This window comes from Ottowia sp. VDI28, from assembly GCF_049532675.1.
Taxonomy (GTDB): domain Bacteria; phylum Pseudomonadota; class Gammaproteobacteria; order Burkholderiales; family Burkholderiaceae_C; genus Ottowia.
This window is the reverse complement of the sequence record NZ_CP149820.1, coordinates 4,355,034-4,367,434: the sequence shown is the minus strand read 5'-3', so window position 1 is coordinate 4,367,434 and position 12,401 is coordinate 4,355,034. Positions and strand designations below refer to the sequence as shown.

10 protein-coding genes and 1 pseudogene are annotated in these 12,401 nt (G+C 64.6%); 2 read left to right on the top strand and 9 right to left on the bottom strand.

All coding sequences use genetic code 11. The annotated features are described in order from the left end of the window. On the top strand, positions 1-1,245 hold the full coding sequence (locus WJU18_RS20790) for a vWA domain-containing protein (RefSeq protein WP_423455309.1): 1,245 nt from the start codon (positions 1-3) through the stop codon (positions 1,243-1,245). A gap of 95 nt (positions 1,246-1,340) precedes the next feature. Here the strand turns inward: WJU18_RS20790 and WJU18_RS20785 are convergent, their stop codons facing one another. Further along, the gene (locus WJU18_RS20785) at positions 1,341-1,868 is read right to left on the bottom strand and encodes a MarR family winged helix-turn-helix transcriptional regulator (RefSeq protein ID WP_423455307.1); all 528 of its coding nucleotides are present in this window, start codon (positions 1,866-1,868) and stop codon (positions 1,341-1,343) included. Positions 1,869-2,020: 152 nt separating this feature from the next. Between WJU18_RS20785 and WJU18_RS20780 the strand changes: the two genes are divergently transcribed. Continuing rightward, positions 2,021-2,770, top strand: a complete 750-nt coding sequence (locus WJU18_RS20780) for a 2OG-Fe dioxygenase family protein (RefSeq protein WP_423455306.1) — start codon at positions 2,021-2,023, stop codon at positions 2,768-2,770. A 43-nt stretch (positions 2,771-2,813) separates the two neighbouring features. Here the strand turns inward: WJU18_RS20780 and WJU18_RS20775 are convergent, their stop codons facing one another. From WJU18_RS20775 to WJU18_RS20740, 8 genes and pseudogenes are all read right to left on the bottom strand, one after another. Continuing rightward, positions 2,814-4,484, bottom strand: a complete 1,671-nt coding sequence (locus WJU18_RS20775; protein WP_423455304.1) for a TRAP transporter large permease — start codon at positions 4,482-4,484, stop codon at positions 2,814-2,816. Positions 4,485-4,489: 5 nt separating this feature from the next. After that, a complete protein-coding gene (locus tag WJU18_RS20770; protein ID WP_423455302.1) occupies positions 4,490-5,101 on the bottom strand; it encodes a TRAP transporter small permease subunit in 612 nt (203 codons plus the stop codon). 12 nt (positions 5,102-5,113) lie between these two features. After that, positions 5,114-5,878 (bottom strand): ABC transporter permease, encoded by a 765-nt coding sequence (locus WJU18_RS20765; RefSeq protein WP_423461061.1) that lies wholly within the window; start codon positions 5,876-5,878, stop codon positions 5,114-5,116. After that, positions 5,878-6,668, bottom strand: a pseudogene (locus WJU18_RS20760) (ABC transporter ATP-binding protein). The gene WJU18_RS20765 and the pseudogene WJU18_RS20760 overlap by 1 nt, the downstream one beginning before the upstream one ends. Next, positions 6,665-7,705, bottom strand: coding sequence for an ABC transporter substrate-binding protein (locus WJU18_RS20755; protein WP_423455300.1), 1,041 nt, complete (start codon positions 7,703-7,705; stop codon positions 6,665-6,667). The pseudogene WJU18_RS20760 and the gene WJU18_RS20755 overlap by 4 nt, the downstream one beginning before the upstream one ends. Before the next feature lie 39 nt (positions 7,706-7,744). Further along, a complete protein-coding gene (locus WJU18_RS20750) occupies positions 7,745-9,001 on the bottom strand; it encodes a xanthine dehydrogenase family Fe-S subunit (protein WP_423455298.1) in 1,257 nt (418 codons plus the stop codon). A gap of 25 nt (positions 9,002-9,026) precedes the next feature. Next, positions 9,027-9,854 carry an FAD binding domain-containing protein gene (locus tag WJU18_RS20745; protein ID WP_423455297.1) on the bottom strand — a complete coding sequence of 276 codons (828 nt, stop codon included), beginning with the start codon at positions 9,852-9,854 and terminating at the stop codon, positions 9,027-9,029. Then, positions 9,851-12,238, bottom strand: a complete 2,388-nt coding sequence (locus WJU18_RS20740; protein ID WP_423455295.1) for a xanthine dehydrogenase family protein molybdopterin-binding subunit — start codon at positions 12,236-12,238, stop codon at positions 9,851-9,853. The genes WJU18_RS20745 and WJU18_RS20740 overlap by 4 nt, the downstream gene beginning before the upstream one ends. Positions 12,239-12,401: the final 163 nt, after the last annotated feature.

Genomic DNA, 12,401 nt, shown 5'->3' with positions numbered 1-12,401 from the left:
GTGAACCCGCTCGCTCCGTCTTCCCGCGATGCCGGAAGAGGCCGTCAGCCTTTGCTTGGCGACGCCCGCTCCGGCAAGCTGGCCGGAAACCTGAGCGCCTTCGGCCGTGCCTTGCGCCGTGCCGGCGTGCCGGTCGATGCCGCGCGCATCGCGCTGGCGCAGCAGGCCATGCAGATGGTGGGCGTTGACCGCAAGCTGGATGTAGGGGCGGCCTTGGAGGCCGTGCTGATCAGCCGTGAGCAGGATCGCCCCGTGTTCCGCGAGATGTTCGACGCGTTCTTCCGCGATCCCGAGATCGCCAACAAGCTGCTGGCCCAGATGTTGCCCCGCGCCGAGGGCCAGATGGAGCCGCCGCGCCAGCGTCCCCGGGTGCGGGAAGCACTGGCACCTCCGCGTTCGCGCCAGCCGCCGCCTCTGTCTCCTCCCGAGAAAGAGATTGATTTTGATGCCGCCATGACGGCAAGTGATCTGCAGCGCCTGAAGCATGCGGATTTCAATGCCTTGACGGCCAGCGAATACCGCCTGATCGAGCGCCTCGTGCGCGAGGTCCACCTGCCCATGCCGGAGGTGCCTTCGCGGCGCGTGCGCTCTGGCTCGCGTGGCGCGCGCGTGCATTGGGCGCGCACGTTCCGGGATGCCGCCCGAGCGGGCGGCGAGGTCATGGCTTTGCGCCGCCTGCAGCGCCGCCGTCAACCCTTGCCGCTGCTGCTGCTGGTGGATGTCTCCGGTTCGATGGAACGCTATGCGCGTCTTCTGCTGGCCTTCCTGCACAGTGCCACACGGCAGGCCCATGGCGTGCAGGTGCGGCGCGATGTGTTTGCCTTTGGAACCCACCTCACCGATCTCACGTCCGCATTTCGCCTGACCGATACCGACGCCATGCTGGAAGCCGCGAGCGCGGCCATTCAGGATTTCGCGGGTGGTACGCGGCTGGGCCAGTCACTGGCCGATTTGCGCAAGCAGCATGCCCGGCGCCTGATCGGCCGCCGCACCCTGGTGTTGATTGTGAGCGACGGCCTTGATACCGGAGAAGCCGGAGAGCTGGCGCATGAGCTTCAATGGCTCAAGCACCACAGCCGCCGCATCCTCTGGCTCAATCCGCTGTTGCGCTTTGACGGGTACGCTCCATTGGCGCGCGGCGCCGCGGAGTTGAACCGGGTGGCCGACGGCATGCTGGCGGTGCATAACCTGGCGCGCCTCCAGGAACTGGCGTCAGCCATCGCCCGGTTGCTCGCGGCGCGTTGATTGAAAGGCTGGGACCGCCAAGCTCCAGCTTGGCTGCAGCGTCACCTTTGCACGCCGCTTGCCAAGCTGGAGCTTGGCGGTCCCAGGGTGGCCTTTTACAGCGATGACCGTGTAGGCGCGCGCGAGTAGTCGTTGTTGGCTTCGACCATGGTCGTGAGCAGCTTGATGAAAACTTCCTGATTCCGGGCCGAAAGCGGGGCCATCAATCGGTTCTGCGCGGTGACCATGCCTTGCTGGAGGGTCTTCATGGCGCGAAAGCCTTCCTCCGTGATCATGGATTGTCTTGAACGCCGGTCATTCGGGTTCATGCGGCGCGTGATCAGTTGCTTTTCTTCCAGGCGCTTGAGCACGTCCGCCGTGGTGGTGCGATCAAGGCCCAACTCCATGCCGATGGCGGTCTGGTCCAGCCAGGGGTTGAGCGAAAGCGCGGTCAGCACTCCAAACTGCACCGGCGTCATCTTGTGTGTCTTGCACTCCTCGGCAAACAGCGCGTAGTGGATCTGGTTGAGCCTGCGTACCAGAAAACCCACCCGTGAGCGCAACACCTGTTGTATCGGATCGAACGCATCGACGGAGGCGCGCCGGTCTTGCGGACCTGATGCCGAAATCCCCTTTGCAGACATGGAAAGCGTTCCTCTCGAAAAAACTAGTTAGTGTACTGATGAATTAGTGTTGGCTTGTGGTGGCGATTACCATCGCCGCCATTATCAAGCGCTGCGGTAAAACAGAAAAATCGCGGCTGCCTTATGCTTTCAGCTTTCCTGCCCTGCACATCATGTCCCATATCCTGCTGTCTCCACCGCTTACTGTCCCGGATCAACTGAATGCCGCGCTATACCGCGATGGGTTCGCGGTGCTCAGCGCCGAAGCCGTGTGCGCGCTGGCGGGGATCAAGGCCGAGTCGCTCGCGTTGATGGCGCGGGATTGGAATCACCTGGCGCCGGACCGCCATCTCAAGGACGGCGGGAGCTATCGCTTCCGGCGCCATTCCTCGTTCGTCGCGCAGGGCGGGCAGGTCAGCGCCATGCCGCATCGCGCGCATTGGCAGCCGGTGGATTACAACGCCTTGCATGGCGGCATGGAGCGGTGGTTTGAGCCGATGGCGGCCGAAACCGTAGCCATGCCTGATTGGCTTGCGCTTCTGCGCTGGCTCTCGGGCACCGCATCGGCGCTGCGCGGCGAGCAATCCTGGTTCATCGAGGCCCACCAATTCCGCATTGACACGGCCAGCGGCATTGGACGGCCCACGCCCGAGGGCGCGCATCGCGATGGAGTGGATCTTGTCGCGGTTTTCCTGCTGGCGCGCGAAGGTATCAAGGGCGGTGAAACCCGCGTTTTTGAACTCAACAGCCCCCACGGCCAGCGCTTTACCTTGAGCGAGCCCTGGTCGGTGCTGCTGCTGGACGATCGGCGGATGATTCACGAATCCACTCCCATTCAACCGGTCCCTGGTGCCAGCCATGGCCACCGCGATACGCTGGTGGTGACGTTGCGGGCCGACGGATTCCTCGACCCCGTGGTCTGATTCGCCGCCAGGCAACCCGGCGGCACCTGCTTCCAATAGAACCTCAGCGTGATGCATCGGAAGCGGGCGAGTCACCGAACGGGTTGTATTCCGCTGGCGCACCCGCGCCCTGGATATTGATGTGGATCGTCGAGGGGTCGATCTTCTTCGCATCGCCTTTGTAGTGCATCACCAGGCTTGGGCAAGCCATGACGATGACCACCAGCAGCAACTGGATCAGAATGAACGGGATCGATCCCCGATAGATCTGCCCGGTGGTGACGCGGGCCACCGTGCGGCCCGTCACGTGGTCGCGGTAGTCGTCATGCGGAGCGACCGAGCGCAGATAGAACAGCGCCAGGCCGAAAGGCGGGTGCATGAACGAAGTCTGCATGTTTACGGCAATCAGGATCCCGAACCAGATCAGGTCAATACCCATCTTGTCGGCCACAGGCCCCAGGAGCGGAATGATGATGAAGGCCAGTTCGAAGAAATCGAGAAAGAAGGCCGCCACGAAGACGAACACGCTCACGAAGATGAGGAAGCCCAGTTCCCCACCGGGAAGATTGGTGAGCAGATGCTCCACCCACAGGTCGCCATTGACGCCTCGGAAGGTCAGCGCGAACACTGTGGAGCCGATCAGGATGAAGATGGCGAAGCAGGTCAGCCGTGTGGTCGAATCCATGGCCTGCTGGAGCAGCTTGAGATCGATCCGTTTGCGCGCCCAGGCCAGCAGCAGGGCGCCCACGGCACCCATGGCGCCGCCTTCTGTGGGCGTGGCCACCCCGATGAAGATCGTTCCAAGCACCAGGAACACCAGTGCCAGAGGCGGGACCATCACGAAGGTGACGCGCTTGGCGATGGCTGACAGCCAGCCCAGGTTCAGCGCCTTGTCGATCAGTGCAATGACGAAGGCGGTCGCGCCCCAGAGCAGCATGCCGGTCACGACCTGCTCGTCCACAGGAGCTTCCGGCCCGACCACCAACTCGAGCGTGCCAATGGCCACACCCAGTGCCACACTCATCAGCACGATGAGCGAACGGGTGCCGGTGTTGCCATTAGGCTCCCTGAAGTTGCGAGCCTCCGGAGGCAAGGCCGGCACTTGCTGCGGACGGAAGAGAGCAAGGCCGGTGATGTACAGCATGTACATGCCCACGAGAACCAGGCCAGGCAGTAGCGCGCCGCGGTACATGTCGCCCACCGACCGGCCGAGTTGGTCGGCCAGGATGATCAGCGTCAACGAGGGCGGGATGATCTGCGAGAGCGTTCCAGAGGCCGCGATGACCCCCGTCGCCAGGCGTCTGTCGTAGCCATAGCGCAGCATGATGGGCAGGGAGATCAGGCCCATCGAGATGACCGATGCCGACACCACGCCCGTGGTGGCTGCCAGCAGCATGCCGACGGCGACGACGGCGAAGGCCAGGCCGCCGCGGATCGAGCCGAACAACTGCCCCACTGTTTCCAGAAGATCCTCGGCCATGCCTGACCGTTCCAGGATCAAGCCCATGAAGGTGAAGAAGGGGAGCGCCAGCAAAGTGTCGTTCATGACCACGCCGAACACCCGCTGCGGGAGTGCCTGGAACAGCGCCGGCGTCAGCAGATCCAGCGAGATGCCGATGATGCCGAACAGGATGCCGTTGGCAGCCAGTGCAAAGGCCACCGGATAGCCGAGCAGCAGCAGCACGATCAAGGTGCCGAACATGAGCGGCGCCAGATTGGCGGTAAGGAATTCCATTCGATTCAGTCCTTGCGTGGGGCTGCTTCGGCCTCGGTTTCGAGGCGGAGCTTCAATTCGGCGGCGAGTTTTTCTTCATCGGTCATGGCCGATTCGCGTCTGGTCGGATCGGGGCAGAGGCCCCGCAGGAAACCGATGCATTTGATAAGGTGGGAAATGCCCGCACCCACCAGCAGAGTGAAGCCGACGGGAACCAGCAGCTTGGCCGGCCAGCGGATCAGCCCGCCTGCGTTGGGAGAGCCTTCCTGGGTGACCCAGGCGTCCCAGAACATGGGCCATGCCAGCACCATGATCAGCACGGCGGCCGGCAGGAGAAAGAGCAAGGTGCCCATGATCTCGATCCAGGTCTGCGCGCGGGGCGAAAGCTTGGAAGACAGCACGTCCACGCGGACATGGCCGTTCTTGAGCAAGGTATAGCCCGAAGCCAGCAGGAACAGGGCGCCGAACAGATAGCCTTGCAGTTCCAGCCAGGCGTTCGAGCCGCTGTGCAGAAATTTGCGGCTCAAGGCGTTGGCGGAACTGACGACCACTGCGGCCAGAATGGTCCAGGACACCCAGCGTCCCACGCGAAGATTGATCTGGTCGATCAGCCGGGAAATGGTGAGGAGAAATTGCATGGTTCAAACCCGTCAATGGCGGGAGCGCCAGGGAGTCAGCAAACGCTCGACCCAGACCAGCGCCCCATAAAGAAGCAGACCGATCAGCGCGAGCAGGAAGAGCGCCGCGAACACGCGCACCGTGTCGAACGTGCCCTGGGCGCTCATGATCACGTAGCCCAGGCCGCGCTGGGAGGAGACGAACTCGCCCACGATGGCACCTACCAAAGCCAGGGAGACAGCCACCTTCATGCCGGCGAGAATCGAGGGCAGGGCGCTCGGCAGCCGGACCTTGAAGAACACCGCCAGGGGCCGCCCTTTCAGCACTTTCGCCACGTCCAGAATATCCTGGGGAACCGAGTGCAGGCCGTGCAAGGTGTCCACGATGATCGCGAACACGGCAATCAGGAATGCAATGGCGATCTTGGGCTCCGAGCCGGTTCCGAGCCAGATGACGAACAGCGGCGCCACGGCCACCTTGGGTACGCTGTTCATGGCCACCACCATCGGGTAGAAGAAGCGCTCGACGCGGCGTGAACTGGCCACCGCCGTGGCGATCAATACGCCGCCCACGACCGAGAGCAGGAAGCCAACCAGGGTGGTCATCGTGGTATAGCCTGCATGCCCCAGGTACCAGCGCCATTCCGCGCCCAGCTCCAGCAAGACCTGGCTGGGAAGCGGCAGAATGATCGGACGGACCCCGGTGAGCCGGCCCAGGACTTCCCACAGTACCAGCACGACCAAGGTCGAGGCAGTACCGGCCAGCACGGCGGCAGCGATGGGGTTTTTCGTACTCATCATGAGGCGGCGTGGGCAGCTTCGGTCAGCAAACCCATTTCACTGAACAGGTGCCGGATTTCCCGGGTGTAGCGCCCGAACTCGGGCGTTTCCCGGATCGACAATGGCCGGGGGCGCGGCAGGTCGACGACGATGCGGTGGGCGACGCGTCCGGGACGGGGGAGAAGACCAGCACTTCGTCGCCCAGGTAAACCGCTTCCGCGATGCCGTGCGTGACAAAGACAACCGTGTTGCGGGTTTCGAGCCAGATGCGCTGCAAATCGACATTCATCTGGTCGCGCGTCAGTGCGTCGAGTGCGCCGAAAGGCTCATCCATGAGCAGCAGGGACGGGTCGTCCACCAACGCCCGGCAGATGGCCACGCGCTGCCGCATGCCGCCCGAGAGCTCCTTCGGGTAGCTGTGGGCAAACTGGGTCAGGCCGGTCATGCTCAGCAGGTGATCGACTTTGTCTGCATGAGCGGCTACCGGTTTACCGGCAAACTCTATCGGCAACAGGATGTTGTCCCGGACGTTTCGCCAATCCAGGAGCGCGTGATGCTGAAAGACGATGCCTACGCCATCCGGCGGGCCCTGAACGGGGCGGCCGCCCACCTGCAGGGAGCCCGCGGAGATGTCTTCCAGCCCCGCGATGCAGCGCAAGAACGTACTCTTGCCGCAACCGCTCGGGCCCAGGATGCTGATGAACCGGCCGCTGGAGATGTCGGCATCCACGCCTTGCAAGGCCTGAACACCACGCTCGCCGGGGTACTGCTTCTGGACCCCTTGCGCCCGTATGCTGGTGGGTGTCATGGCTTCTTGACGTCGATCAGCTTGTCGAACGCGGCAGAGTTGACTTTCCCCGCCACGTAGTATTCGGCGGCGGGGCGGCTCGCGCCGATCAACTGCACCGAGGAGAGCGTTTTCACCGCGGCTTCCCAATCCTGGGGCTGGGGCGCTCCGACGCGGCCGCCGGCCGGGACGAGGAAGAACGTCTTCAGTGCCTCCATTTGGGCGCGCAGCACGCCCTTGTCCAGCCGGGCCTGCGGGCGTTCGGCGATGATGGCGTCGATCCCCTCGTCTTCGTGCCCGGCCAGTATGTATTCCCACGTGCGGGCGGTCACCGAGGCAAATCGGGACAGCGCTTCGCCGCGCGAAGCCCACTTGCTCTCGTTGACGAGCAGGCCAAAGCTGGGCATGGTCAGCCCGAAATCCGCGAACGCAATCGCACGGGAAGCGCGTGCCTTGTTGGTAGTGGGCAGCACGAAGGGAATGGTGGAGAACACGGCGTCGGTGCGGCCAACGGCGTAGGTCGAGGCCTTGCTTGACGCGTCGAGATTGACCAGTTCCACATCGTTCTTCGTGAGCTTGCCGGCCGCCAGAAATGCGTCGATGAAGGGCGCTTCCAGCGAACCCGCCGTGTAGCCGATCTTCTTGCCTTTCAGTTGCGCAGGGCCGGTAATGCCGGAGTCCGTTGGCACGAGAACGCCGATGTCGTTCTTGCGCAGGAACACGGCCAGCGCCTTGACGGGCAGGCCCTTGTCGCGGGCAATCATCAGCGGGGCCAGCGCAGCATGGCCGATATCGAACGCGTTATTCGATCCAATGATCTGCACCGTGGTGACGGAGCCATTGCCATCTTCCAGCGTGACATCGAAACCAGCCTGGCGGTACCAGCCCTTCTGCTGTGCCAGATGGAACGCGGCATGGTTGGCCCAGGGCGTCCAGTCCAGACGGACCTTGATGGGTTCCAGGGGCTGCGCGGTGGCTGGCGCGGTCAGCAGCGTGGCGAGCGTGAGGGCGGCCGCGCCAAGGACCGTGCGGCGGATCAACGGGAAAGAGGGTGGCATGCGGGGTTCTCCTTGGAGTAGGGGGCGGATGGAGAGGGTTCAGCCTCGGCCGAACCACTTGCGAATGCGCTCCAGCAGCAGGCTGAAGACGATGCGCAACGGGCTGACAGGCGTTTGAGCCACGGGTGTGCTTTCGTCACCGGCCATCCGCTTGGAGACCTGCTGGCCGAAATCAGCGACCATGCGGCGCACGAAATCCTTCACCAGCCCCGACCGCGAGAACTGCGCCAGCGGGCCTTGCAGCGAGTAAAGCATGTCGACGTGAACGCGCGTCTGCTCAGCGGCCACGGCTTCCAGCCGGTAGGTGATGTCGCCTTGGGCACGAGACTGGCTCAGGGAGTCCTGGCCGGCTCCCCGCAGGACGGCTGCGCGCCGGGCGTCATCACGCTCCAGCCGGGCCGCGCCCACGAACGCCGCCGACATGGGGCCGAACTTCACCGCGATGCGCCCCTTGACCTTGTCGCCCTCCTGCGATTCGATGGCAGCACCCGGCAGGCATCCCGCCACGACAGGCAAATCACCCATGAAGGCCCAGACGGCATCGATCGCGAACGGCACATCGAACGAGGCGTCGATCTGTGTGCCCTTGCGCACGCCGGTAGATACCGCGGGTTCGGCTGTTTCCTTGCTGGCCGTCTTGGCCGCGGCGGAGGCCGGTACGGCCATGCCTGGCAGCGGTGCGGATTTCTGCGCGGCCATGGTGGCTGCAGGCTGCAGGCCCGCGAATGCCGGCATGGGTTTGATGCCATCCTGAGCCGCCACTGGCACGGGCGATACAGGTATGCCTGCGCGCATCTTCTCGCGCAGCCCGGTGACTTCGGGATGCGGCTCACGCCGCAGTTGGCCCAGCACGTCGCCAATGGCGGCCACGATGCCCATATAGCCGGTGCAGCGGCACAGGTTGCCGGCCAACTCCAGCCGGATGCGGGCTTCGTCGGCCTCAGGCAGGCGCAGCACGATGTCGCGGCCCGTGGCCAGCATGCCCGGGGTACAGAAACCGCACTGAAGGGCATGGTGCCGCGTGAACGCCTCACGCAGCCTGCGCATGACTTCATCGCCCTCGTAACCTTCGACGGTCGTGACGTGGCGGCCTTCGCAAGCCACCGTGAAGGTGATGCATGACCGCACCGGCCTGCCGTCCACCAGTACGGTGCAGGCACCGCAAACGCCATGCTCGCAACCCAGGTGGGTGCCAGTCAGGCGAGCGGTGTCGCGCAGAAAATCTCCAAGATGCGTGCGCGGCTCGACCTCGGTCTGCAAGCGGCGCCCGTTGACTTCCAGGGTAACGCTGTTCATTGTGGTTTCTCCAGACATCCGCGCGTTATGCCAAACCGGCTTGCGCAAGGGCACGCGCCAGGCAGACGGCATGCAGCCGGTGGTCGACGGCATCGCGCTGCGGCAGGGCGGTCCGTATCGCCTGCTCGATGCGTTCGCGGGATGCGGCGGCTGAACCCTCGCGCCCGATGTGCAGTGCGAGTTCGGGCAGTTGCATGGGCACGCCGTCGAGCGCGCCGAGCACCAGGGTCGCGGCGCCTCCCTGCGGCGGCTGCCAGACGGCAGCGCTGGCTTCCGCGAACTCGCCAGGCTTGCGGCAGAACTTGTAGTAACCCCAGCGGCCTCCCCGCGCGTCCGGCACGCTGACCGACACGATGATCTCTTGCGCTTCCAGGGCTGTGGTGTAGGCGGCCTGCATGAAATCGCGCATGGCGATGTTCCGTTCTCCGCCCGCCGAACTCAGCGTGAGCTGCGCGTCGAGCGCCGTCAGGGTCACGATCCAGTCGGCGGCGGGGTCAGCGTGTGCCAGGCTTCCGCCCAGGGTGCCACGGTTGCGCACGGCGCGGTAGGCAATGCCGGCGGCTATTTCATGCATCGGGTGGCCTTGCAGCGGTGCGTGCAAGCCGTCCTCGATGGCGGCGTGAGTGACGGCACCGCCGACGATGATCCGGCTTCCTTCCACGCGTACCTGCGCCAACTCGGGCAACCGCGATACGTCCACCACGGTGGCCGGCCGGGCCAGGCGCAGGTTGAGCATGGGGCCCAGGGACTGGCTGCCTCCCATGATCTTGGCAAGGCCGTCAGCGCTCTGAAGGGCTTGGCGGGCCTCCTGCAGGTCCGCGGGGCATTGATAGTCGAATACGGCGGCTTTCATCGTGCGGCCTCCGGCGTGGCGGTGTTCCGTGCTTCCGCGAGAGCGGTCAACAGGCGGCGCGGAGTCAGCGGTGTCATGAGCAGCTCAGGCGCGCCCAGCGGGCGCAGAGCGTCGTTCACGGCGTTGAAAAGCACCGCTGGCGGCGCAATGGCACCGCCTTCGCCCATCCCCTTGGCGCCGAATTCAGTGTGGGGCGAGGGCGTTTCGAAGTGATCGATGCGGATGGCAGGCACCTCTGTCGCGCCGGGCAGCATGTAGTCGGCCAAGGTGGAGGCCAGCGGCTGCCCTTGTTCGTCGTACTGCATTTCCTCGTACAGCGCGGTACCAATGCCCTGCGCGACGCCGCCGATGGTCTGGCCTTCCACGATCATCGGATTGACGATCACGCCGCAGTCTTCCACCACGACGTAGTCGAGAATTTCCACCACGCCCGTCTCGGTATCCACGGCCACCACGGCCGCATGGCTCGCGTAGGTGAACGCGCCGGTGTCCACCTTGGGCTTGTAGCCTGTGGACACTTCCAGTCCGGCGCGGTCGACATCCGCGGGCAATCGCTGCGGGTTCACATACCAGGCATTGCCGATATCGGCGAGCGGTACGGACTTCTGGCCCGCATGGGCATGCCCGTCCGCCAGCGCCACCACGGCAGGGTCTTCTCCCATGAGGTGCCCCGCGATATGGCGCAGCCTCGGCAGCAGTTGCTTGCATGCGATGGCCACTGCGCCGCCGGACATGACCAGCGAGCGCGATGCATAGGTGCCGCTGGAGTAGGGCGTCTGGCCGGTGTCGCCATGCAGCAGGCGCACGCGCTCGATCGGCACGCCGATGATCTCGTTGGCGATCTGCGCGAAGCTGGTTTCCATGCCCTGGCCATGCGAATGCACGCCCACGCGGATCTCCAGGCCGCCATCTGGCGTCAGGCGGATCATGGCCTGGTCGTAACCCGGAATCACCGCGGTACCCCACGCCGCGAACACGGACGTGCCATGGGCGGATTGTTCGGTGTAGGTAGCGGTGCCGATGCCGATCAAGCGGCCATCAGGCTCGCCGCGGCGCTGGCGTTCCCGCACGGCTTCAAAGCCAATCATCTCCATCGCGCGGCGCAGGCTGGCCGGGTAGTCGCCGCCGTCCATGTGCTTGTTGGCCACATTCACATACGGCATCTGCTCTGGCTTGACCAGGTTTTCGAGCCGCACTTGCGATGGTTCGCGGCCGACTTCCCGTGCCAGGGCATCCATCAACAGCTCCAGCGCGAAGCACACTCCGGTGCGCGCCACGCCCCGATAGGGAACGAATCCAGGTTTGTTCGTGACCACGCAGCGCGTCTCGCAGCGATAGCCCCGGAAATCATAGGGACCAGGAAGGTTTCCCACGGCTTGCCCGGGCTCCAGCCCTACCGTGAAAGGCCACACCGAATAGGCGCCGCCATCGATCGTGATGACGGCATCCAGTGCCAGCAAGCGTCCTCTGCGGTCGGCATAGGCCGTGACTTCATAGTGGTGCTGGCGGGAGTTGGCGCCAGCGATCAGATGTTCGCGCCGGTCCTCGAGGTAACGGAAGGGGCGGCGGTACGTCATGGCGAGCCAGGCGATGCACAACTCTTCCTGCTGCAGCACGCACTTGTACCCAAACGCGCCGCCCACATCCGGCGAAATCACGCGAACCCGTTCCTCGGGAAGATCCAGAAACTGCGCCAGGCCCGTACGAATGAGGTGAGGCACCTGCGTGGCACTGACGACCACCAGTTGATCGACCTGGAAATCCCAGTATGCGAGCACGGCCTTGCCTTCCATGGGCACCATGCACTGCCGAGACAGCTCGATCTTGCGCGTCACCTTGACTTCGGCCTGAGCGGCCAGCGTGTCGAAATCCTTGTCCGCCTTCAGGGTGACGAAGCGGTTGTCGTGCCAGGACTCGTGCACGAGGTGCTCTTGCGCGTCCAGGGCCGACCAGACGTTCGCATAGACCGGCAGTTCGTCGTAGTCGACCTCCACGCGTTCGACGAGGTCTTCTGCCTGGGCCCGGGTCGGCGCAAATGCCAGGGCGACAGGTTCGCCGACAAAACGGACCTTGCCCGATGCCAGCGGAGGCTGGGCGGATTCCTGGTAGGTGGGCAGCGTGGAGGCGGCCACGATATCCTTCGCGCCTGCCATGTCCTGCCGGAGGATAACCATCTCGGCGATCTCGGAAGGCACATGGACCGCCTGGATTCGCGCATGGGCGAGGGGGCTGCGCAGGAAGGCCACCTCGCACAGGCCCGGCATGGCCATGTCTCCGACGAAGTTGCCCTTGCCGGCAAGGTGGCGGGCATCTTCCTTGCGAGGGACACGCGCCCCGATGCCTTGCCCGCCGGCTTTGATTTTTGCGTTTTCGCTAAGGTCCATAACTTCGATTCAGCAGATGGTGATACTTTTTATCGCCGGGCCGCTCCCAAGATAAAAAGGGCCCCCACGGGGGGCAGCGGACCACGCGAAGCGGGGAAGCGTGGGGCCATTTTTCGTCGCCGGGCCGCCCCAAGATGAAAAAGCACCCCCACGGGGGCAGCGG